Below are 20,278 nucleotides of genomic sequence, written 5' to 3' on the forward strand. Positions count from 1 at the left end.
CAACCATCGCGATCAGAGGACGAAACGCGGGGCACAGGGTTCAGCAGGGTCGCAACAGCCAGCAGAGCCGGTAGTTCGCCTGGTAGGTCGTGGACGTGCCGGGCGCGACGATGTTCTGCGTCCGCGCACCGCCGTGCGACCAGTCGGTGAAGGCGTACTTCAGGTTGAGCGGTGGCAGGTTCTGCGGGCTGTCCGCGCTGATCGAGTTGGTGGATCCGGCGATCACCGTCCGGGAGAACGGCGTGCGCTGCTGGGTCCCGCCGACGGTGAGCAGCGCCTGACCGGGGTTGGAGGCGAAGTTCAGCGACACCGTCTTCGGCTGGAGATCGACGGTCTTGCTGCCGGTGCGCCCGGTCGAGTCGGTCGCCGTGAGCGTCAGTTGCAGGTAGGACGGGTACTCGTGGTCCGGAGCGACGAACGAGCCGGACGCGACGCCGGGGAAGTCCTGGACGTTGTGCGTATGGCAGGTGCCGTTGGCGGCGCAGTGCCGGATCGCGAGCCGCCAGGTCAGCGCCGAAGCCGGGAGCTCACCGTCTTGGGCGTCGACAGCGCGGCCGGAGAACGTCACGGTCTGGCCGACCGACCAGGTCAGCGTGCCGTCCGGGCTGTCGATGACCGGCACCGGATCGAGGCCCTCCGGGTTCCCGACGGTCACCCGGACCGTCGTGGTCGCGCTCGCGCCGTGCGAGTCCGTCACCTTCAGCCCGGCGTCGACGGTGGCGGCCGCGGTGTAGGTCCAGGTGGGGCGTGAGGCCGAGGAGTCATCGTAGGCGCCGTCACCGTCGAGGTCCCAGGCGTAGGACAGGGTGTCCCCGGCGTCCGGATCGGTGGAACCGGTGCCGTCGAACTCGACCGTCAGCGGCGCCGGGCCGCTCGGCGGGTTCGCCGTGGCCACCGCGACCGGTGGCCGGTTCGTACCGCCGGGATGGCTCACGCGACGAAGTTCGCCGCTGCCCAGGGCGACGTAGAACAGATCGCCGCCCGGACCGGTGAGCACCTGCACCGGCGTTTTGACACCGGTCACGAACGGCACCAGCTTGCTCGGGCTCGGCAGGCCGCCGACGGTCTGCATCGCCCAGATGCATCCCCGGGAGGAGTCGGCGAAGAACAGCGCGCCGGAGTACTCGCCGGGGTAGTTGCTGCCGGACTCGAAGGCGATACCGCTGATCGAAGAGCCGCCGGTGGGACACGGATCGGTCGCGACCACCTTGTCACGATGGTTGTAGGCGTAGTACGGCGCCGACTGCCCGCCCGCGGAGTACAGGGACTCGCACAGGTCGAGGTTCGCGCCGTCGTACCCGGCCTGCCTGGAGGCGCCTTCGAAACAGGGCCAGCCGAAGTTCTCCGCCACCGCGTCGCCGACGTCGGCCACACGGTTGATCTCCTCCCAGGTGTCCCAGCCGACGTCACCGGCCCAGAGCTCGCCGGTGCCCGGCCGGAAGCCGAACCGGAACTGGTTCCGCCCGCCGTAGGCGATCACGCGCCGGGCATTGGCGTCGGCGCTGCTCGCGAAGGGATTGTCGGGGAGACCTTCGCCGGTGTCGGGATCCAGGCGCAGCAACGTGCCGTTGAGCAGGACAGGCTCGCCGGCGGGGCGCCGCGGTGACTGCGAACGCAGCGCGCCGCCCTCGGCCGTCGGCGGCGTGAGGTTCGTCCCGGCGGGCGAGGGCGGGTCGGCGCAGGGGTTTTCGACCTGGCCGTAGTCGGCGAAGTTGAAGCTGGCGCCGTCACCGCCGCCCGCGTACAAAGCGCCGTCCGGCCCGAAGGCCAGCGCGCCGACCGAGTGGCTGGGGAACTGCTGGCACCAGCCCGTGACCAGTGGTTTCTCGCTGACGGCGACGCCTGCCTGGCCCATGGTCAGCCGGGAGACGCGACCGGTGACGACACAACCCTTGGCGGTGGCGCCCGGCGGGGTCGGGCAGGCGTCGCCCCACTGCGGCGGGGTGCCGCCAGGCGACGCGTCGAGGGTGTAGGAGACGTAGACGTAAGGCCTGGCGGGGAAACCGGGGTCGACGGCCAGCCCGAGCAGGCCGCGGTCCCAGAAATCCTGAGTCTGCGGCCGCAGGTCGGCGAAAACCGTCGCCGTCGGGTCGGCGAGCGAGTCGAAGACCTTGACCACGCCGCTCTTCTCCGCGACGAACACCCGGCCGTCCGGCGCGAACGCGGTGGCGGTCGGCGAACTGAGCCCGCCGATCGCCACCGCGTCGGTGAAACCGGCGGGTACCGCGGCCTCGGCGGGTGCCGCGGCGACGAGGGCGACCGCGAGGGTGCCAACGAGCGGAGCGACGACGCCGATTGCCAGCGCACGTCGTGATCTTCGAGGGAACAGCGTACGACGAGAACTCATCACACGGACTCCTCCTGCGCGGGGACCGGAAAGAACGCGACAGCTGCCCGGTATGGCGTGAGACGACCGAAAGTTGTTACGGCGGTGCGGGAAATACGCACAACTCGCCAAAAACGCGCCGGGCGCGGGCGCGCGGCGGCTCCTCACGCGTGGGTGCCCGGCCTTCAGATCGGGCGTCAACTCGAGTTCGGTGCCGGCCAGGTCTGGTCGCTAGCGCCTTCGCCGGACGGCGCGAGTGTCGTCACTCCGCCCCTGCGCCTGATCGGGCACCTGCCGCCGACCGGTACGCGGCGATCCTGACCCGCAGGCCGCGCAGGTGGACCAGATCGATGTCGAAGGTGGACACCGGGCGGTAGCCCGGCGTGGACCCGGCGGACCGGCAAGGACCGTTGACGTAGACGAAATCGTCGTCCGGTTCGTACCGGGGCTCGGACCAGATCGCGGGATCCCCGGCCCCGCTGTCACTCCGGCGAGCGCGCGCCTGCCAATAGAGAGGCATCTTCATGATCTCGCCGAGTGCCTTGTCGAACGCGGCGAGGTCGGCGGCGGCGATCCCGAAGCCGTGCCCGTTCCACACGCGAGGTGCCCAGTACCCGTCGCCGACGGCATGGGCGAAGAGGGCGGTGTCCTCGGACGCGGTGATCGTCCAATCGGCCACGGTGGTGAGTGTCGACATGAGGATTCCCGATCGTCGTGGCCCCCAGGTTCGGCACACCGTAATCGAGCGGCTTCACGCAGTGGTACCACCGGCGGTCCGCGAGTGTTGCGCCGACCGGCCGCCGCGCACCCGAAGTGCCAGGTCCAGTGGGTCCCTTCCCAGAGCCTGACGCAAATCTGTTCATCTTCGGTTCATCTGTCGATCACCGGATTCCGCGAATCGTGGGAGGTTGTTTCGCTGAATGGCCGGATGCGTGCGCTCGTCCTTCGGCGGGAGCGGGCCCGTTGGGAGAACACCGAACTCCCCGAACCCGTGATGCCGCCCTCCTCGGCGCTGATCGACGTCAAAGCCGCCGGGAAGCTTTGTGCCCCAAGTCCGTGAAGGCCTCCTTCACTACCTTCAGAGTAGGTAAGGAGGCCTTCACGACCCGCGGCAAGTGTGAAGGTCGAGTTCCCTCGGCTGAGCCGCGTGAAGGAGTCCTTCACGCGCGTCCGCTGTGGCTGTTGGGGATTACCGGTTCCGTGAAGGCCTCCTTGAGGGACCCAGAGTCCCTCAAGGAGGCCTTCACGGACTTGTGGCTCAACGCGGCGGAAGCCTGTTGGGCCCTCGCGGGTGACAAGCCGCGCTACGCTGAATGATCGACAGGACGAGGAGAGCGGATGGAACCAGGCGGAATCCGGGTCCACGGCGAGTCCGGGCAGGCAGTGCTGCTCTTGCCAGGCGGAGCCGAATCCTGTGACGGCTTCTTTCCCGGCCTCGTGGAGGGTCTGGTCGCCGATCCGGGCAGCCGGGTGATCGTGCACGACCGGCCGGGAACGGGCACCGCGTCGGACGACGGCACGCTCGCGGACGCCGCGTCCCATCTGAGCGCGCTCCTCGACAGCCTGGACTGCGGTCCGGTCGTGGTGGTCGGGCAGAGTCTCGGCGGCGCCGTGGCGGTCCTGCTGGCCCGCGATCATCCCGAGAAGGTCGCCGGTCTCGTCCTGCTCGACCCGACGCCCATCAACGATCCTCGCACGTGCGCCGGACTGGAGCGCGCGATCGGTGCGCTCGGCAAGGTCTCGGCCGTTCCTTTGCTGCGCCAGGTCTTTCCGCGCGTCCTCAACGCCGCTGTCGTCCGGTCAGCGCGACGGCAGGAACTCCGGCCGGATTGCGAGGCCGCGTTCGTGCGGATGGGGAACGCGGATCTCCCGATGCTGGCGCGTGCGGTCCGCGGGATCACGGTGCTGGCGAAGGAGGTGCAGGATGCCGTTCTGCCCAGGTTGCCCGCTGTCGTGGTGACCGCGGATCGCAAGCCGGGCACCGCGATGCGGCGTTCTCACGAGCGTTTCGCCGCCGCTTTCGGTGGGCGGATCGAGTGCTGGCCGGGGGCGACGCACAGCGTGCATCTCGACCATCCCGAGAAAACCCTGGCGACAGTACGGGAACTGGTCGGCCGCGTGGCCTGAGCTCACGGCGTGTTTTCCCGCGGCGCCCCGATTTCCGGGACGTCCGCCGCGGCGACGGCCAGGTTGCCGCCGCGGTGCCATGCCACCTACCGTCGTCCGACGAGCACTTCGAGCCGGATTCCAGCCGCGTTCGTCAGCGCAGCTTGTCGACCGTGGCGATCCGTTCCCAATGCGCGCTGAGCGCGTTGAGCAGCGCCGCGGTGTCGACGTCGCCTTCGCCGCCCAGGAGCGCCTTGTCCAGCCTGCGGGCGCGGCGGTTCACCTGACTCAGCACCGTTTTGCCCTCGTCGGTGAGGGACAGGAGCTTGCGCCGGGCGTCGTGCGGGGACTCGACACGCTGGATCAGTCCTCGCCGTTCGAGCCGGCGGCACAGGTCCGCCATCGTCGAGGTGTCGAGAGCGACGGCGCCCGCGAGTGAGCTCTGGTCGCTGCCGGGGTAGGCGCGGACCGCGGACAGGACCGCGAACTGCGGTCCGGTCAGGACCGGGTCCACGTGCCGGTTCCAGGCGGCGAGGTAGGCCTGGTACAGCCGCCGGGCTCCGTAGCCGGGGGCCGCCAGCAGATCCGAGGGCGGCGCGGGCGTGACCGCCGCCGCGTCTTCCCTGCGGCGGCTCGTGCGCGCCGGTTCACCCATCGCCTTCTCCTTCGGCTCCACCCGCTGCCCGGGCCCCCGGGGTGATCCTACGTGTCCGGACGGTCGCTCACGGGCAGCCCGCCGACATCCGTCCACCACGACCTCTTGCGTATCCGGATAGTACGTGTTCGGATGAAAGAGCGTGCTCGGATAGTACGTGCTCGGATTAGTGTGGAGGTGTTCGACGATGGACCAGAACCTGTTCAACGACATCTGCTTGCGCCAGCTGACCTTCTCGGGGGTGCACGAGGGCGAGACCGTGGTGGTGCTGACCCGCGGCGGCGAGCGCGCGGAGTACGCCGACGCCTTGCTGTGGGCCTCACCGCCGAAGTGACCGCCGCCGCCACGCTCGTGGCCGAGGCCCGGCGGCACGGCTTCCCGGTGATCTACACCGCGATCGCCTACACCCCCGCCGAGGCGGGCGGCGACTCCGTCGCGTGGCTCCGGAAAGCGCCGGGGATGCGGGCACTGCGCGAAGGGAGCGACGCCGTCGCCCTCGACCCCCGCCTCGAACGGCGCGACGGCGACCATCTCGTCATGAAGAAGGGCGCTTCGGCGTTCCACGGGACAGCGCTGGCCGGTCTTCTGTCGGGTCTGGACGTGGACACCGTTCTCGTCTTCGGCGCGACCACTTCGGGCTGCGTCCGGGCGACCGCCGTCGACGCCGTCCAGTCCGGTTTCGACACTCTCGTCGTCCGGGAGGCCTGCGGTGATCGCGCCCAAGGGCCGCATGACGCCGCACTGTTCGACCTGCAGGCGAAATACGCCGACGTCGTCGAATTGGGCGAGGCCTTGGCGTATCTCGCGGAAACCTCGGATCGCCGCACGGTCACCCAGTCCGCCTTGGCGGACCTCGGTGACGTGCCCGCGACCAGCCGCTGGGTGACTTCGGGTCCGGTCCGGCTGCACGTGCTCGACTACGGACCCGCCGACGGCGTCCCGGTGCTCGTGCTGCCCGGGATCACCAGCCCCGCCGTCACGATGGACTTCGTGGCGCGGCGGCTCACCGACCTCGTGCGCCCGCTCGTCCTCGACGTCCGCGGCCGTGGATTGTCCGATGACGCACCTGGTTACGACCTGGCGAGCTACGCCGCCGATGTCGACGCTGTCGTGGACGGGCTCGGCCTGCGCGATCCGATCCTGCTCGGGCACTCCATGGGCGCGCGGATCGCCGCGCGGGCCTCCGCCACCGGCAGGAGGTCACTTCGCGGCACGGTGCTGGTCGATCCTCCGTTGAGCGGCCCCGGGCGCGGTCCGTACCCGACCACGCTCGACGCTTTCCTCGGCCAGCTCGACCAGGCCCGCAGGGGGACCGACGCCGACGAGGTGGCCCGCTCGTGGCCGCGATGGCCGCGCAGGGAACTGGAGTTGCGTGCCCGCTGGCTGTCTTCGTGCTCCCGCGACGCGATCACCGCCACCCACGCCGGGTTCGAATCCGAGGACTTCTTCGACGACTGGCCGAAGGTGCCCGCCCCGGCTTTCTTCCTGTACGGCGGAGCGAGCCCGGTCGTCACCGCCGCCGGTGCGGCCGAAGCCCTCGAACGCAATCCGTCGGCCGAATTCGTCGAGGTTCCGGACGCCGGGCACATGGTCTTCTGGGACCGGCCGGAAGAGGGGCTGTCGGCACTGCGTGAGGCGTTGGGGAAACTGCTGTCATCGAGCGGCGGTCCGCGTGCCGACGCCGCCTGCCCGCGCGATTCGGCGTGAGCGAAGACGTAACTCGCGTGATCAGGAACGGATCTCGCGTGATCACACCTCGATCCTCATGACCGGTGGCAGACAGGGGGAGACCTTGGAAGACCTGGAGAACACGCCCGCCTACCGCAAGGTCGCGGAACATCTGCGCGCCTTGCACGAGCCGGCGTTCGGTCGTCCGCACGCGCTCTGCGAGCCACGCGTGGCCAGTGACGGCGGGCGCGCGGTGGTGACCGGCGTGGTCCTCGACGAACTCACCGGGCTGCCCAGGACCGCGGTGTACGCCGCGGTGGACGGGGAGTTGCGCGCCGTGTCGGCCGGGCGGGGATCGGCGCGGTGGGCGCGATTCTCGCCGGACGGCGGCACCCTCGCGTTCCTCGCCGATCGCCGCGAGGCCGGGGTGTTCCAGCTGCATCTGCTCCGGGACGGCGGACTCGGTGAGGCGGTGCCCGCGCCGGAGGCCCCAGGCACCGTGGAATACGCCCATTGGTCACCCGACGGCCGCGTGCTCCTGCTCGGTGTCGCCGGACGCGGTGCGGACCTTTCCAGCGGCGAGGGCTCGGGTTCGAACAGCCGGAGGAACACGGAACGACCGCCGTGGTTCCCGGAGGTCGAGGATGAGGACGTCGACGCCTGGCGCGGCTTATGGGTTTACACCCCGGCCACCGGCACTCTGGATCGGTTGTCTCCGCTAGGCCTCAACTGCTGGGAAGCCGGCTGGTGCGGGCCGGATCAGGTCGTCGCGATCTCGTCCGGTGAGCCAGGGGAGGACGCGTGGTTCACCGCGCGGCTGAGCCTGCTCGACTTCGGCGGCGGGGTACGCAAGCTACTGGACAGCCCCGTGCAACTGGCGCTGCCCGCCGGTTCGCCGGACGGGACGCGGGTCGCGGTGGTCGAAGCCGTGTGCAGCGACCGCGGGGTGGTCGCCGGTGAGCTGCTGCTGGTCGATCCGGCCACCGGCGCGGTGCGGCGGATCGACACCGCGGGCACCGATGTCACCCAGGTCGAATGGCTGGACGCGGACCGTCTCGGCTACCTCGGACAGCGTCGGCTCGACTCGGTCGCCGGGATCGCCGACCTGCCGAGTGGCGCGGTCCGGGAGGTGCTCGCCACGAAGCTGTCCTGCGCCAGTGGCACCTTCTATCCACAAGGCGCGTTCACGTCGGACGGCCGTGTGCTGACCGTCCAGGACTCCTACTCCCTGCCGCCCCAGCTCGTGCTCTCCGGACACGACAGCCGGGAAGTGCTTGCCTCGGTGGCTGATCCGGGCACCGGCTACCTCCTCTCCGTCGCGGGTGAGGCCGAGGCGATCACCTGGACCGCACCAGATGGACTGGAGATCGACGGAATCCTGTGCCGCCCGCCGGGGGAGGGGCCGTTCCCGCTGGTGGTCAACGTCCACGGTGGACCCAATTGGGCGTTCCAGAACTGCTGGTCGATGCGCTACCCCTGGGTCCCGCTCCTGGTCGCGCAGGGCTACGCCGTGCTGAACCCCAACCCCCGAGGCAGCGGCGGCCGGGGCCGGGAGTTCGCCGCCCTCGTCGTCGGCGACATGGGCGGTGCCGACGCCCACGACATCCTGTCCGGCATCGACGCGCTGGTCGACCGCGGCATCGCCGACAAGGACCGGATCGGCCTGATCGGCCGCAGCTATGGCGGGTTCATGTCGTCCTGGCTGGTCACCCAGGATCGCCGTTTCGCGGCCGCTGTCCCGATCTCCCCGGTCACCGACTGGTACAGCCAGGCCTTCACGAGCAACATCGCGTCCTGGGGCAACCGGTACCTCGAAGCCGACCCGGAAACCCCGGGAAGCCTGGTGCACACGCGCAGCCCGGTCTTGCACGCGAGCAAGGCCCGCACCCCGTGCCTGAACGTCGCGGGCGCGCTCGACCGAGCCACGCCTCCGGGACAGGCGAGGGAATTCCACCAGGCTTTGCGTGCCCACGGCGTGCCCTCGGCGCTGGTGATCTATCCGGAAGAAGGGCACGGCGTCCGGGCGTACCCCGCGCAGATCGACCTCCTCGCGCGAGTGCTGCGGTGGTTCGACAGGTACCTCACCAGTCGATCGGCACCGCGGCCGGACCTTGGAGCGTAAGGAACATCCGCCGCCAGGCGATTTCTTCGAAAGGCACCGCGAGGCGCAGTCCTGGAGCGGCGGCCAGCAGCGCGGCGACACCGGTCCGCAGTTGAAGCCGGGCCAGTGCCGCGCCGAGGCAGTGGTGCGGTCCGTGGCCGAAGGTGAGATGCCCTTGCGTGCGCAGGGAATCGGTCAGCGCCGGTTCGGGAAACCTTCGGGGATCGTGGTTTCCCGCGCGCAGGGCGGCGAGGACGAACTCGCCCGCGCGGATCGGGACCCCGCCGACGTCGGCGTCTTCGATCGCCACCCGTCCCTGGTCGGCGGCCGAACCTTGGTCCTGGCGCAGGAATTCCTCGACCAGCGCGGGCATCGTGGCGGGATCGCGGGGCAGCTCCGGTTCGGCCGCCAGCCGCAGCACGATCTGGGCCAGGGCGTTCGCGGGCGGGACGTATCCGCCGAGAAGGATCGCGAAGGCGAGCTGGGTGACCTCGTCCGGTTTCAACGCGTCGCCGTCGTCCCGGGCCTGGAGCAGGCCTGTCAGCAGGTCCTCGCCGGGCGCGCGGCGCTTCGCCTCGACCAGCTCCGCGAGGTAGTCACCCAGCTTCCGGGCGGCTTCGGTCATCTCCTCGTAGCTCGGCGCCGTGAACACCGCGAGCATGCCGTCCGCCCAGTTCCGCAGATCGTCGCGCGCCGACGGCGGGACGCCGAGGAGTTCGTTCAGCACCGAAAGGGCGAACGGGACCGCGAACCCGTCCAGGATTTCCGCGGGCGGGCCTTGGGCGATCAGCTTCGCGACCAGGTCTTCGGCGAGCGCTTCGACGCGAGGCCGCAGGAACTCCACCCGGCGCGGGGTGAGAGCCTTGCCCGCGATGCGCTTGAGCCGCGCGTGTTCGGGGCCGTTCATGGTGAAGAGCAGCGCGCCGGCGTCGCTCGCGGGAACCCCCGGCAGCCAGACGCGGAATCGCGGATCGGTCAGCAGCGTGCGGATGTCGTCGTAGCGGGTGACGAGCCAGGCGTCCTCGCCGGTCGCGAGGTGCACGCGGCTGACGGGTTCTTCGTCTTGTCTCCGGACGAGTTCGGCCGGGCAGCGCATCGGCTCGGTCGTCGCGAACGGGTAGTCCATGTGGTTCCCCCTATTTCTTCGGTTTGCCTGTCGCCTCTTCGGCCAGTGAATGCAGTGGCATCAGCGCGGCGGAGTCCCCGCCGACCTTGAGAGCGCGGGCGGTGAGCAGGCGATACAGCTCGTCGGCCGCCTGGACCAGGCGCGCGGCGCGCTCCGCGGCCGAATCCTCGTCCGGATCGAGCTCGGTGAGCGCGGCGGCGAGCACCTGCTCGGCGTCACGCCGCTGGCGTCGCGCGACCGCCGTGACCAGGCCGTCTTCCGGGGTGACCAAGGTGCGGCGGCGATCGGCCGGATCCGGGCGCGTGCGCAGGGCACCTCGCTCACGCAACTTGGCGACGGCGGCGGAGACATGACTCTGCGCGAAACCGGTGCGCGCGGTCAGCTCGCTGATCGACAGACCCGGCGCCTCGACGACCACCGAGATCAGCACGAGGTAGATCTCCGGCACCTCGGGGTCGGCGTCGTCGCGCATGCCCCGGGACGCGAGCTCCATCAGGTGCTTGCCGAGCAGGTACAGCTCACCGGCTTTCATATCGAAAACGATACATCTAAAACGATGTAACGTGCCAGTGGCGGGTGGCGCCGGCTTTGATCACCGCGCATAGACTTCCGCGGTGATCGGATCATGGGGGCTCGATGCCGCACTCGAGGTCGGGATCGCCGCGTTCTGCGCCGGCGAGGAACCGCCGGGCGACGACCAGGTGTGGGAAGGGCTGACCGGCGCCGGAGTCGAGCCGTGGCTGGCCGAGCGGCTGCTGGTCTTCCTGCCGATGGCCTACGTCAGGCGCTTGCTGCCGGACGTCTCGTACCCGGACGCGGTGCTCGATTCGCGGGGGAAGGTCCTGCTCTCGCGGGAACCGGTCTTCGTGGCCGCGTTCGAGCGTGCCCGGTACGCGAGCCGGGCGGAGTTCGAGCGGATCGCGCTGCGCAGCAGTACGTTCGCCGTGATCAACGAGGCGCTCAACGCCGGATCGCAGCTGGCCGATCTGGAGCTCAGCGAGCCGAGGCTGCTCAAGGATCTGGAACCCGCGGTCGAAGGCGATGGCGGCATGCCGTCACCGCGGGCGGTGTTCGAGGGTTTCCTGCGAGAGCACGGAATCTCGCTCGACGACGGCACGAAGGTCGATGCGAGCCTCGTCGTGCATCCCGCCCCCGCGGGCATGGTGATGGCCCAGGTCGACTTCGCCGTGTCGCATCCCGCGCTGGCCAAACCGTGGCTGGTCGAGAGCTTCGCCGGGCACGGCACCACGTGGCGCGAGGCGATCGGCCGTGCGGTGAACATGTTCAGCCTCGGGGCGCTGCACCCGATCATCGACGGCCTGTTGTTGCCCGGCGCCGCGTCCGGTCAGGTCGAGCGCGAGCGGTACGAACATCCGGACGGGGTGTTCGAGTTGGTGCTCGGCGCGCAGATCAACCTGTTCGCCGAGACCGTGCCGCCCGTCGCGCCGCTGCTGGACCGGCTGTTGGAAGCGTTGCGCGCGGAGAAGCTCGGCCGGAAGGTGCACGGGCTCCGGCTGTTCGCCGCGCATCACGACGGCGAGTTGCTGAACAACGAGGTCCTGCTGGACAGCGAGCCGTGGTCCGGTGGTGAGGCGGTGGTGGCGGACAGCCCGGCGCCGCTGCCCGAAGGCCGGGTCGCGGTGCGGGTGTTCGGACTGCTCGTGCCCGTCGAGGTGTAAGTCCAGGATCAGGCGCCAGGCTCGACACCGCGCCGGAAGGGCTCGACTCCGACGACATGGCGGGCGCGGTCCGGCTCGACCAGGATCTTGACCCGCCGTTCTCCCGGGATCCGCCATTCGAACCGCTCTGTCCCGACGTATTTCTTCGCCAGCCGGTCCATGCACTGTTCCGCTTCGTCGCCTTCGATGAATTCGACGACCCGGCCGTGGATGACCACCCGGTCGTACGGGTTGTCGGTGTCCATAGTGTCCGCGGAACGGGTCCGTGACTCTGCGTGGCGCCGGAACTCGGGCGCCGACTGTGTGGATTTTTGTGCGTTGGACGCTCAGAAATCCACACAGTCCCGCGTGACCGGACCGGTCATCACAGCCAGGTGGCCCGAGAAGCTCCAGGGGTGTGTGGAAATAGGGACATTCAACGTCCCTGTTTTCACACACCTCTTACTCTGAGTGACAGTTCACGATCTCGCAGGTGTCCCGATCCCAGCTGGCGTCCCCTGTGGACAGTCGCGCCCTGGGTTCACTGTCGGCGACATATCCAGCTTGATCGCTGGGGTCGACAGCCGCCGAAGGGTGCATTCCAGGATCAACTCAAGCTCCGTGGCATTTGGTCAGCGCGAGAACGGTCTCTTTCCTGTCCGCGGGTGTGGTCATCGGTACCGTTTCCCGCCGAACACCGCGATCGATTCGGTGGGCGGGTCGAACGATGCGAATCGTCGGCCGCGTGCGCGCCCGGCGCGTAATGCTCGGCGAGACAACGGTAGGAAGCCGACGCGGGTTCGAAGGAATCACTCCACCATGTGCTCGTTCTTCAGCCACCGCTCCGCCGTCCGCCAAATGGCCTGCGGATCGACCTCGTCGGTGTGCCAGGTGGTGGCACGGGTGCTGCCGAGGTCGCGGTACTTCCGCATGATCTCGACGTGCGCGGGGAGCCCGACGAACCCGCGCAGGGCGGCGCGGTCGCGCCAGACCGAGACCGACCCCAGGCGTCGTCGCAACGGTTCGGCCCACAACCACTGGCCGACCGCGCCGGGGAGCCGAGGCCATTCGCGGCCGAGCGTGTAGCCCGCCCGGTACGCGCCAGGCGTTCGCCGGAAGTCGTCGAGGGTCAACTCGGTGACGCTGACCAGTACGTCTCCTTCGATGTCCGCCGCCGGGCCGATGATCCACCTGCTTTTGAACACACGTGCTCCTCGCCTCCGTAATCGTCTATCAGTGTATATGATATGCGTATGCATATGACTTTTGAAGGTGGTTTTCCTTGACATGCATGACAGTATTTTTCCAACTGAACGACTAACGCGTTGCCGGGATCGTGGTCGTGCGGACGATGATCCGGGTCGGCGCCTCTGGGGAGAGGACCTGTCCATGCAGCCAGTCCGCCGTATCCCGCTGGTTCTCGCACTCGGCGCCGCGCTGGGGATCGCGGTCGCGCCACCGGCTCTCGCGGGACCGGTGTCCGGTGACGACTACTACCAGGACGCTCTGGGCAAGACCGGTGCCGAGCTCAAGGCGGCGTTGCACGGGATCATCGGTACCGGCACCAAACTGACGTACGAACAGGTGTGGGACGGAATCAGGGCCACCGACGAGGATCCGGCCAATCCGTCGAACGTCGTCCTGCTCTACAGCGGCCGCTCACAGGCGAAGACCGCCAACGGCGGGGGAGTCGACGACTGGAACCGGGAACACGTCTGGGCCAAGTCGCACGGCGACTTCGGCACGGCCGTCGGCCCCGGCACCGACCTGCACCACCTGCGGGCCGAGGACGCGTCGGTCAACAGCACCCGAGGGAACAAGGACTTCGACGCCGGCGGCTCTCCGGTCGAAGAGGCACCCGGGAGCCTGACCGATGACGACTCGTTCGAGCCGAGGGACGCGGTCAAGGGCGACGTGGCCCGCATGATCCTCTACATGGCCGTGCGCTACGACGGTACCGACGGCTTCCCCGACCTGGAACCGAACGACGCCGTCGACAACGGCTCGAAGCCCAACATCGGCCGCCTCTCGGTCCTGCTGACCTGGAACACCCAGGACCCGCCCGACTCCACCGAGCAGCGCCGCAACCAGGTCATCTACGACCAGTTCCAGCACAACCGCAACCCGTTCATCGACCACCCCGAATGGGCGGCCTCCATCTACGGCTAGCGGGCAGGCGGCAGGTCCAGGACGCGAGCGAGGGCCGCGACGACCGGGACGGCGTAGTGGGACAGGTTCCGGTCGGCCCACTCCGTTGCCAGCGGGAGGAAACCGGCGAGGTCGTCCTCGGCTCCGGCGAGAAGCCGCCGGAGATCGGCGACGGGCAACTCGATCACCGGGCTGTCGGATCGCTCGGCGTCGACGGTCAACAGGACGGTTTCGCCGAGACGTTCGGCGGCAGGATCGGGATCATGCCCGAAGTCGACCGGCCAGCCGCTGTCGAAGACCCGGTGCCACTCGCGCCAGTCCTCGAGGCCGTTGCAGCAGCCTGGCAGGAACGTCACGCCCGTCGCGCTGTCCGTCACCCTGAACCCTCCGGCCGCGAAAAGCGTGTCGAAGGTGAGCAAACCGTGCAGGAACGACCCCAGCGGGTCGGCGGGCCGGGGCGGGCGGTCGCCCTGTTCGGGGTCGATGTCGTTGCAGGCGACGATGCGCATCACCGCTGTCCCGACCTCCCGGGGCGTGAGTTCGCCGCTGAGCGCCAAATAGCCGAACGAGTCGACGTCGGCGACCGGCCAGAGGTCGAAGTCGCCGGACGCGTGAACCTCCAGGACGGGCTGCATCGTGATCACCCGGGCAGTGTCGCGTACCCCGGCCATTCTGTCCGCCGAGTTTCGAGTGGGCGCTAACGCCCGATCCGCTTGAGGAAGCACACGCGATCCTGGCCAGGCCCGTCGTAGTCGCTGTGGACGGGGAGCCCGTCGACCAGCCGGTCACCGGGTTCGAGCGTGAACTCCATGGCGCGATGAAAGGCGATGGATCCGGTGTTTCCCGGCGAGGTGATCGCCCGCACCTCCGTACGGCCCGCCTCGGCGGCACGCTGAAAGAAGGCCGTGTATAGACGGCGTGCCGTCCCCTGACCGCGAAGCGCCGGATCCACTCCCACGAAATGGATGTACGCCTCGGTGTCATCGTCGGGGGAGTGGAAGCCGACCAGGAAGGCCCTGATCCCGGCCTCGTCCTCCAGCACCAGACTCGTGCCGGAGAAGAACTGCAAGAACAGTTTCGGCAGCAGAAGGGAAAGCTCGCGGGCCTGTTCGGGGGTTCGCGAGTCGCCCCACCACTCCTGCACACGGGTGACGATCGCGCCGTGGTCGGAGAGTTGGGCTTGACGGAGTTCGGGCATGTCGTTCCTTCTTCGGTGCCAAGGGTTTCGTCACCGTTCTATCAGAAACCGGTCGTGAGCGATCCGGGCCGGTTGCCGCGCCTCGCTAGCGGCCGTTCAGCAGGACCGGCAGTACGCGATGTCCGTTGGAAATGAAGGAATCGAGGTGCCGCAGGTCCGCCGCGGAGGTCGCGAGCGTCATGTCCGGGAACCGTTCGAACAGCGCGGGCAGCGCGATCGCCGCTTCCAGCCGGGCCAGCGGGGCGCCGAGGCAGTGGTGTACTCCGTGGCCGAACGCGACATGCGATTTGTCGGCACGGGAGACGTCGAACGTGTCGGCGTCCTTCCCGTGCAGTGCCGGGTCGCGGCCGGCGGCGGCGTAGCCGGCCAGGATCGCCTCGCCCTTCCGGATCAGCACGTCGGCGACATGGATGTCGTCGACGGCGTAGCGCAGCGGCAGGTGCGCCACCGGTGCCTGCCAGCGCAGCGTCTCTTCGATCGCGTCCGACCAGGTGACGCGCCCGGCGCGGATCTCGGCGAGCTGCTCCGGATGGGTCAGCAGCGCGGTGATGGCCTGGTCCAGGAGGTTCACGGTGGTTTCGTGGCCCGCCGAGATGAACAGGATCAGGGTGTCGATCAGTTCGGTCTCGTCCAGGTCGGCACCGGCGTCCTGGGTATGGGCGGCGATGAGCGCGGTCGTGAGGTCTTCGCCGGGGACCGCGCGCTTGGCGGCGACGAGGTCGGTGAAGATCGAGTGGATTTCCTGGTACGCGGCCAGCATCGCCACCTGGCTCGCCGAGGTCTGGAAGAAGACGTCGACGGACTGGCGCAGCCTGGCCCGGGCCGCGTCCGGAACCCCGAACAACTGGCAGATCACCTCGATGGGCACCGGATAGGCGAAACTCTCCCGGAGGTCGACGGGTTCGCTCGTGGCCTTGGCCGCGATCGTTTCCAGCAGATCGGAGACGATCGCGGTGATCCAGGGTTGCAGCGTGGCGATCCGGCGCGCGGTGAAGGCCTGCGCGACGAGTGAGCGCAGCCGCCGGTGGTCGGCGCCGTAAGCGGTGAACATGTTCCGCACCGAAACCCACACCAGCAACGGCCAGTCCTCGCTGATGTCGGCGAAGGCAGGCCAGTGTTGCCGGGCGTCCTTCGATACCCGCGGATCGTTGAGCAAGCCGCGCAACAATTCGTAGCTCGTCACCGACCAGGCCACGACACCGCCCGGCAGCTCCACCTGGGTGAGTGGGCCGCGCTCGCGCAGGCGTTCGTTTTCTGCGTGGATGTCGTGGCCGTTCGGGTCCAGCACCAGCGGACGCGTCACCGGGGATCATCCTTTCTCGGGGAAAAGAAGTGATCCCAGCGTGCCAGCAAAGCCCGTCGTCCGGGTACCAGCCAATCGGTGAGAGCGGTCCGGTTTGTCAGCGGCGGCCGCGGAGGGTCGTGGAGCCGGCGTAGCGGGCTTCGGCGCCGAGTTCCTCTTCGATGCGGATGAGCTGGTTGTACTTGGCCGTGCGGTCGGAGCGCGACAGCGAGCCGGTCTTGATCTGACCGCAGTTGGTGGCGACGGCGAGGTCGGCGATGGTGGTGTCCTCGGTCTCGCCGGAGCGGTGCGACATCACCACGGAGTAGCCGACCTTGTGCGCGGTCTCGACCGTGGTGAGGGTTTCGGTGAGCGTGCCGATCTGGTTGACCTTGACCAGGATCGAGTTCCCGATGCCACGCTCGATACCGTCGTTCAGCAGGTTCACGTTGGTACAGAAGACGTCGTCGCCGACGAGCTGGACGCGGTCGCCGATGGTGTCGGTGAGCTGCTTCCAGCCGGTGAAGTCGTCCTGGGCGACACCGTCCTCAATGGACACGATGGGGTAGCGCGCGGTCAGGTCGGCCAGGTAGGCGACGTGCTCCTCGACGCTGCGTTTACGCCCTTCGCCGGTGTATTCGTAGACGTCGCCGGTGTAGAACTCGGACGCGGCGGGGTCGAGCAGCAGGGCGATGTCCTCGCCGGGGGTGTAACCGGACTGCTCGATCGCGCGCAGCACGAATTCGAGCGCTTCGTCGGCGGAGCTGAGGTTCGGCGCGAAGCCGCCTTCGTCCCCGACGTTGGTGCCGTGCCCGGCTTCGTGCAGCGACGCGCGCAGGCTGTGGAATACCTCCGAGCCCATCCGGACGGCGTCGGCGAAGGTCTCCGCGCCGAGCGGGCCGATCATGAACTCCTGGAAGTCGATCGGGTTGTCCGCGTGCGCTCCGCCGTTGATGATGTTCATCATCGGCATCGGGAGCAGATGCGCGAACACGCCGCCGACGTAGCGGTACAACGGAAGTCGCTTCGCGGACGCGGCGGCTTTGGCCACGGCGAGGGAGACGCCGAGGGTGGCGTTGGCGCCGAGCCGCGCCTTGTTCGGGGTGCCGTCCAGCGCGATCAGCGCGCGGTCGACTTCGGCCTGGGCTTCGGCGTCGAGCCCGACGACGGCCTCGGCGATCTCGGTGTTGACGGCGTCGACGGCCTTGCGGACACCCTTGCCGTGGAAGCGGGTCTTGTCCCCGTCACGTAGCTCGACGGCTTCCTTGGTCCCGGTCGAGGCGCCCGACGGCACGGCCGCCCGCCCGAGCGAGCCGTCCGCGAGTTCGACGTCGACCTCGACGGTCGGGTTGCCCCGGCTGTCGAGGATCTGACGGCCGTGGACGCGGATGATGGCGGTCATGTGCACTCCTTGCTGAGTCGCGCGGCCCCCAGTGAGCAGCGGGACGTCCCCGAGGCTAGCAGAAATCTGCTGAATCGATACCGAGCTCTGACCAGGCATTTCGGTGCAGTGAACCCTCGGATGTCTCAGTCGCCCGGCCGGCTTCGCCGCGGTGTGTGGAGGCGGTGCATGAGCAGTTCGAGCGGGCCGCGGTCGAAGTGACGGAGCCATACGACGGCGAAAGCGACGTTCACCAGTCCGACGAAGCTCCAGAGGCCGACGATCCACCATGGCCGGGCGTCCGCGAACTGTTCGGCGAGACCGAAACCCCAGCCGTAGCACAGGATTCCTGCCAGAAGATTCTGGAGCACGTAACAGGAGAGGGCGGTGCGGCCGACCGCGATGAGTCCACTTCGGACGGTCCCCGGCCGCTCGCGCATCCGGAGGGAGAGATGGGTGATCAGGGCGAGCAGGCCCAGTGCGACGAGCGGGGGGAGCAGATACCTGTCCACGAGCAGCCAGTCCGGACCGCTGAAGCCGGTCAGCACGTTCAAGGGCAGACCGACGGCGAAGCCGAGTACGAGCAGTCGTGCGCGCAGTCGCCCGCCCTGTGCTGTGTCTTCGAAGACGCCTGCCCGGCGCAGTCGGGAGCCGAGCAGGAACAGGACGACGGCGGACGGCACGATCAGGACGGTCTCCGCCCGCAGCATCAGGAATTCGTGCAGACGCAGGGAGACCTGACCGGGCCAGCTGGCTGTCGCGGCGGGGCTGACCGGGACCGGCTCGCCGGAAACGTCCGGTTGGGACAAGAAGAACGCGGTCAAGGCGAGCAGCAGTGTGGCGTACGCGCCACCCACCACCGCGACGACGGTGCGGACGACCCGATCACTCCGGCCGACGAGGTACGCGACGAGCAGTGAGGTGAGCCCGTAGGCCATGAGCACGTCGCCTTCGAAGACGAGCAGGTAGTGCGCGAGGCCTTCGAGGAACAGAATGCCCGCCCGGAGCGGATACCTTCCCGGCCAGGAGGCGCCGCGCCGGCGGGCCGATTGATATTGCAGTTCCAGTCCCACTCCGAACAGAATTGTGAGCAGCGCGAGGAATTTCCCGTTGGAGATCACTCGGAGGCCGAGTTCGGCGTATTCGGCGAAGCCGGTCGCGGTCCCGATGAAGTCCTGGAAGAACCCCGTCGGTCCACCGGGATGCGCGAACAGGAATACGTTCGTGCCGAAGGTGCCGAGAATCGCCACCCCTCGTAACAGGTCCAGAGAAGGGATACGTCCGCCGCGGGATTGACTCGCGGCGGTGACGGCCGAGGTCTGGTGGATCATGTCTTCGACCTTGCCAGCGGCCCCATCCGGCCCCATCCGTCGTTGGGATGATCTTGCTCTGGTCACTTCGTAGCATTTCCGCATCGCGCTCGTCCTACCGAGGAAGATCGGTCACGAAACGTATTCCGATCAGGCGAATTGCTCTGATCGGATGTCATGCTTTCGTGGCGCTCAGGCCGACTGTCCATTGTGGAGGCGCGTCGAAGGGTGCGGAGAGAGGACGTAGGACTCAGGGCGCAGAGGCACCGGACAAGATCGGCCCCCGGTCCGACGCGAGCGGGCGCCCCGCTGGGATGGACTGGCGAGCTATTACCGGCGGGCGCCGGTGATACCCGGTTCCGTGTGATCGGGTGGACGACACGTGTGTCCAGGCGGACGACGCCCCACCAGTCGTTGCGGGCTTCAGGCAGCGTGTGCCAGCGTCAGCGCGCCACCGGCCGCCGAAAGCAGGAGGACGGACCAGCGGACGGAGCGTTCGCCGACCCGGCGGCTCAGCGCCCGCCCCAGCAGGTCCCCGGCGAGGGCGGCACCAGCGACCGCGAGGAGCACGCTCACCGGCACCTCCACCCAGCCGAGACTGGGCAGCGCGACCAGGCCGAGCAGGAAGAAATAGATCGACAGCGTCCCGCGCGTCTCGTCCGCGCCCCAGCCCGCGCTCGCCCCGTACACCGCCACGGCCGGCCCGGACAGTCCGGCGACGGAGTTCATCGCCGCGCTGAGCACGCCCGCGCCGACGGCGCCCGTCCTCCCGGCCAGCCGCCCGCTGGTGATGCCGCTCGCCAGCACGCCGACGGCGAGGACACAGCAGCCACCCGCCGCGAGCAGCAGCGGACGTTCGGGAACGCCGCGCACCACGAGCGCGACGACCGGGGTGAACACCACCGCGGGCACCGTCAGCCAGGCGACCTGCGTCCATCTGATCGCCCGCCAATGGGTGACCGCGACCGCGAGATAGACCGGGAAGCCGAGCAGCAGGGTGAGCCGGACGGCGTCGAGCGGGCCCAGCGTCAGCGCCAGGAACGGTACGCACAGCAGGGAAAGCCCCATGCCGGAAAGACGCTGGGCGACAACCCCGGCCGCCGCCGCCAGCGAAGTCATGGCCAGGGTTCCCACCCGGCCACTGTGGACCGGGCGCGGCCGGGACGGTAGCCGGTGCGCGGCGAGGACGTCATAGCCCACCGCTATGACCCGCGGACTGGACGCACGTGACCCAGCGCGCTCCGGGGACGACCTGCACCGTTGTGCCGAACGTCAGGGCAGTACGTCCCGACGCGGGAAATGCCGGGCGCCCCGCCCGG

The 20,278-nt window shown here is 69.0% G+C and carries 17 protein-coding genes and 2 pseudogenes; 6 read left to right on the top strand and 13 right to left on the bottom strand.

What is annotated here, in order from left to right; genetic code table 11:
- Positions 1-40: 40 nt before the first annotated feature.
- Both CFP71_RS29030 and CFP71_RS29035 read right to left on the bottom strand, forming a co-directional pair.
- Positions 41-2,347 carry a PQQ-dependent sugar dehydrogenase gene (locus CFP71_RS29030; protein WP_093937131.1) on the bottom strand — a complete coding sequence of 769 codons (2,307 nt, stop codon included), beginning with the start codon at positions 2,345-2,347 and terminating at the stop codon, positions 41-43.
- 241 nt (positions 2,348-2,588) lie between these two features.
- Positions 2,589-3,023, bottom strand: coding sequence for a hypothetical protein (locus CFP71_RS29035; RefSeq protein WP_093937132.1), 435 nt, complete (start codon positions 3,021-3,023; stop codon positions 2,589-2,591).
- 641 nt (positions 3,024-3,664) lie between these two features.
- Here CFP71_RS29035 and CFP71_RS29040 point away from each other — a divergent pair.
- Complete coding sequence (locus CFP71_RS29040) at positions 3,665-4,453, top strand: alpha/beta fold hydrolase (RefSeq protein WP_093937133.1); 789 nt, start codon at positions 3,665-3,667, stop codon at positions 4,451-4,453.
- 133 nt (positions 4,454-4,586) lie between these two features.
- Here the strand turns inward: CFP71_RS29040 and CFP71_RS29045 are convergent, their stop codons facing one another.
- Positions 4,587-5,087 (bottom strand): MarR family winged helix-turn-helix transcriptional regulator, encoded by a 501-nt coding sequence (locus tag CFP71_RS29045; RefSeq protein WP_093937165.1) that lies wholly within the window; start codon positions 5,085-5,087, stop codon positions 4,587-4,589.
- Positions 5,088-5,274: 187 nt separating this feature from the next.
- Here CFP71_RS29045 and CFP71_RS44685 point away from each other — a divergent pair.
- The 3 genes and pseudogenes from CFP71_RS44685 to CFP71_RS29060 all read left to right on the top strand — a co-directional run.
- Positions 5,275-5,409, top strand: a pseudogene (locus CFP71_RS44685) (leucyl aminopeptidase); the annotation flags it as partial.
- A gap of 8 nt (positions 5,410-5,417) precedes the next feature.
- Positions 5,418-6,794, top strand: coding sequence for an isochorismatase family protein (locus CFP71_RS45430; protein ID WP_279629251.1), 1,377 nt, complete (start codon positions 5,418-5,420; stop codon positions 6,792-6,794).
- Between the two features lie 58 nt (positions 6,795-6,852).
- Entirely contained in the window at positions 6,853-8,877 is a 2,025-nt protein-coding gene (locus CFP71_RS29060; protein WP_167406317.1) for a S9 family peptidase, read from the top strand.
- On the opposite strand, the gene CFP71_RS29065 is transcribed toward CFP71_RS29060, so the two are convergent.
- Positions 8,837-9,982: a cytochrome P450 gene (locus CFP71_RS29065; RefSeq protein ID WP_093937134.1), complete on the bottom strand. Its 1,146-nt coding sequence runs from the start codon at positions 9,980-9,982 to the stop codon at positions 8,837-8,839. The two genes, CFP71_RS29060 and CFP71_RS29065, sit on opposite strands and share 41 nt — an antisense overlap.
- Before the next feature lie 10 nt (positions 9,983-9,992).
- A complete protein-coding gene (locus CFP71_RS29070; RefSeq protein WP_093937135.1) occupies positions 9,993-10,514 on the bottom strand; it encodes a MarR family winged helix-turn-helix transcriptional regulator in 522 nt (173 codons plus the stop codon).
- An 82-nt stretch (positions 10,515-10,596) separates the two neighbouring features.
- On the opposite strand from CFP71_RS29070, the gene CFP71_RS29075 reads away from it, so the two are divergent.
- A complete protein-coding gene (locus tag CFP71_RS29075; RefSeq protein ID WP_093937136.1) occupies positions 10,597-11,661 on the top strand; it encodes a DUF6348 family protein in 1,065 nt (354 codons plus the stop codon).
- An 8-nt stretch (positions 11,662-11,669) separates the two neighbouring features.
- On the opposite strand, the pseudogene CFP71_RS29080 reads toward CFP71_RS29075, so the two are convergent.
- A pseudogene (locus CFP71_RS29080) lies at positions 11,670-11,903 on the bottom strand (pyridoxamine 5'-phosphate oxidase family protein); the annotation flags it as partial.
- 546 nt (positions 11,904-12,449) lie between these two features.
- Positions 12,450-12,845, bottom strand: coding sequence for a hypothetical protein (locus tag CFP71_RS29085; protein ID WP_093937137.1), 396 nt, complete (start codon positions 12,843-12,845; stop codon positions 12,450-12,452).
- A 184-nt stretch (positions 12,846-13,029) separates the two neighbouring features.
- On the opposite strand from CFP71_RS29085, the gene CFP71_RS29090 reads away from it, so the two are divergent.
- On the top strand, positions 13,030-13,809 hold the full coding sequence (locus CFP71_RS29090) for an endonuclease I family protein (RefSeq protein ID WP_093937138.1): 780 nt from the start codon (positions 13,030-13,032) through the stop codon (positions 13,807-13,809).
- Here CFP71_RS29090 and CFP71_RS29095 read toward each other — a convergent pair.
- The 6 genes from CFP71_RS29095 to CFP71_RS29120 form a co-directional block, all read right to left on the bottom strand.
- A complete protein-coding gene (locus tag CFP71_RS29095) occupies positions 13,806-14,423 on the bottom strand; it encodes a M15 family metallopeptidase (protein WP_167406321.1) in 618 nt (205 codons plus the stop codon). The two genes, CFP71_RS29090 and CFP71_RS29095, sit on opposite strands and share 4 nt — an antisense overlap.
- Positions 14,424-14,485: 62 nt before the next feature.
- Positions 14,486-14,986, bottom strand: a complete 501-nt coding sequence (locus CFP71_RS29100; RefSeq protein WP_093937140.1) for a GNAT family N-acetyltransferase — start codon at positions 14,984-14,986, stop codon at positions 14,486-14,488.
- An 85-nt stretch (positions 14,987-15,071) separates the two neighbouring features.
- Positions 15,072-16,289, bottom strand: a complete 1,218-nt coding sequence (locus CFP71_RS29105; RefSeq protein WP_093937141.1) for a cytochrome P450 family protein — start codon at positions 16,287-16,289, stop codon at positions 15,072-15,074.
- A 97-nt stretch (positions 16,290-16,386) separates the two neighbouring features.
- Positions 16,387-17,670 carry a phosphopyruvate hydratase gene (gene eno, locus CFP71_RS29110; protein ID WP_093937142.1) on the bottom strand — a complete coding sequence of 428 codons (1,284 nt, stop codon included), beginning with the start codon at positions 17,668-17,670 and terminating at the stop codon, positions 16,387-16,389.
- Between the two features lie 125 nt (positions 17,671-17,795).
- On the bottom strand, positions 17,796-18,980 hold the full coding sequence (locus CFP71_RS29115; protein WP_093937167.1) for a DUF418 domain-containing protein: 1,185 nt from the start codon (positions 18,978-18,980) through the stop codon (positions 17,796-17,798).
- Positions 18,981-19,382: 402 nt separating this feature from the next.
- On the bottom strand, positions 19,383-20,093 hold the full coding sequence (locus CFP71_RS29120) for a sulfite exporter TauE/SafE family protein (RefSeq protein ID WP_244199873.1): 711 nt from the start codon (positions 20,091-20,093) through the stop codon (positions 19,383-19,385).
- Positions 20,094-20,278: the final 185 nt, after the last annotated feature.

The sequence above is a fragment of the Amycolatopsis thailandensis genome, assembly GCF_002234405.1.
Lineage (GTDB): Bacteria > Actinomycetota > Actinomycetes > Mycobacteriales > Pseudonocardiaceae > Amycolatopsis > Amycolatopsis thailandensis.

What these genes read in the sequence shown, in the direction of transcription:
- CFP71_RS29060 (WP_167406317.1), top strand. Translation starts at nt 6,853, where the DNA reads ATGACCGGTGGCAGACAGGGGGAGACCTTGGAAGACCTGGAGAACACG.
- CFP71_RS29045 (WP_093937165.1), bottom strand. Translation starts at nt 5,087, where the DNA reads ATGGGTGAACCGGCGCGCACGAGCCGCCGCAGGGAAGACGCGGCGGCG.
- CFP71_RS29090 (WP_093937138.1), top strand. Translation starts at nt 13,030, where the DNA reads ATGCAGCCAGTCCGCCGTATCCCGCTGGTTCTCGCACTCGGCGCCGCG.
- CFP71_RS29115 (WP_093937167.1), bottom strand. Translation starts at nt 18,980, where the DNA reads ATGATCCACCAGACCTCGGCCGTCACCGCCGCGAGTCAATCCCGCGGC.
- CFP71_RS29030 (WP_093937131.1), bottom strand. Translation starts at nt 2,347, where the DNA reads ATGAGTTCTCGTCGTACGCTGTTCCCTCGAAGATCACGACGTGCGCTG.
- CFP71_RS29100 (WP_093937140.1), bottom strand. Translation starts at nt 14,986, where the DNA reads ATGCCCGAACTCCGTCAAGCCCAACTCTCCGACCACGGCGCGATCGTC.
- CFP71_RS29035 (WP_093937132.1), bottom strand. Translation starts at nt 3,023, where the DNA reads ATGTCGACACTCACCACCGTGGCCGATTGGACGATCACCGCGTCCGAG.
- CFP71_RS29065 (WP_093937134.1), bottom strand. Translation starts at nt 9,982, where the DNA reads ATGGACTACCCGTTCGCGACGACCGAGCCGATGCGCTGCCCGGCCGAA.
- CFP71_RS29070 (WP_093937135.1), bottom strand. Translation starts at nt 10,514, where the DNA reads ATGAAAGCCGGTGAGCTGTACCTGCTCGGCAAGCACCTGATGGAGCTC.
- CFP71_RS29040 (WP_093937133.1), top strand. Translation starts at nt 3,665, where the DNA reads ATGGAACCAGGCGGAATCCGGGTCCACGGCGAGTCCGGGCAGGCAGTG.
- eno (WP_093937142.1), bottom strand. Translation starts at nt 17,670, where the DNA reads ATGACCGCCATCATCCGCGTCCACGGCCGTCAGATCCTCGACAGCCGG.
- CFP71_RS29095 (WP_167406321.1), bottom strand. Translation starts at nt 14,423, where the DNA reads ATGCAGCCCGTCCTGGAGGTTCACGCGTCCGGCGACTTCGACCTCTGG.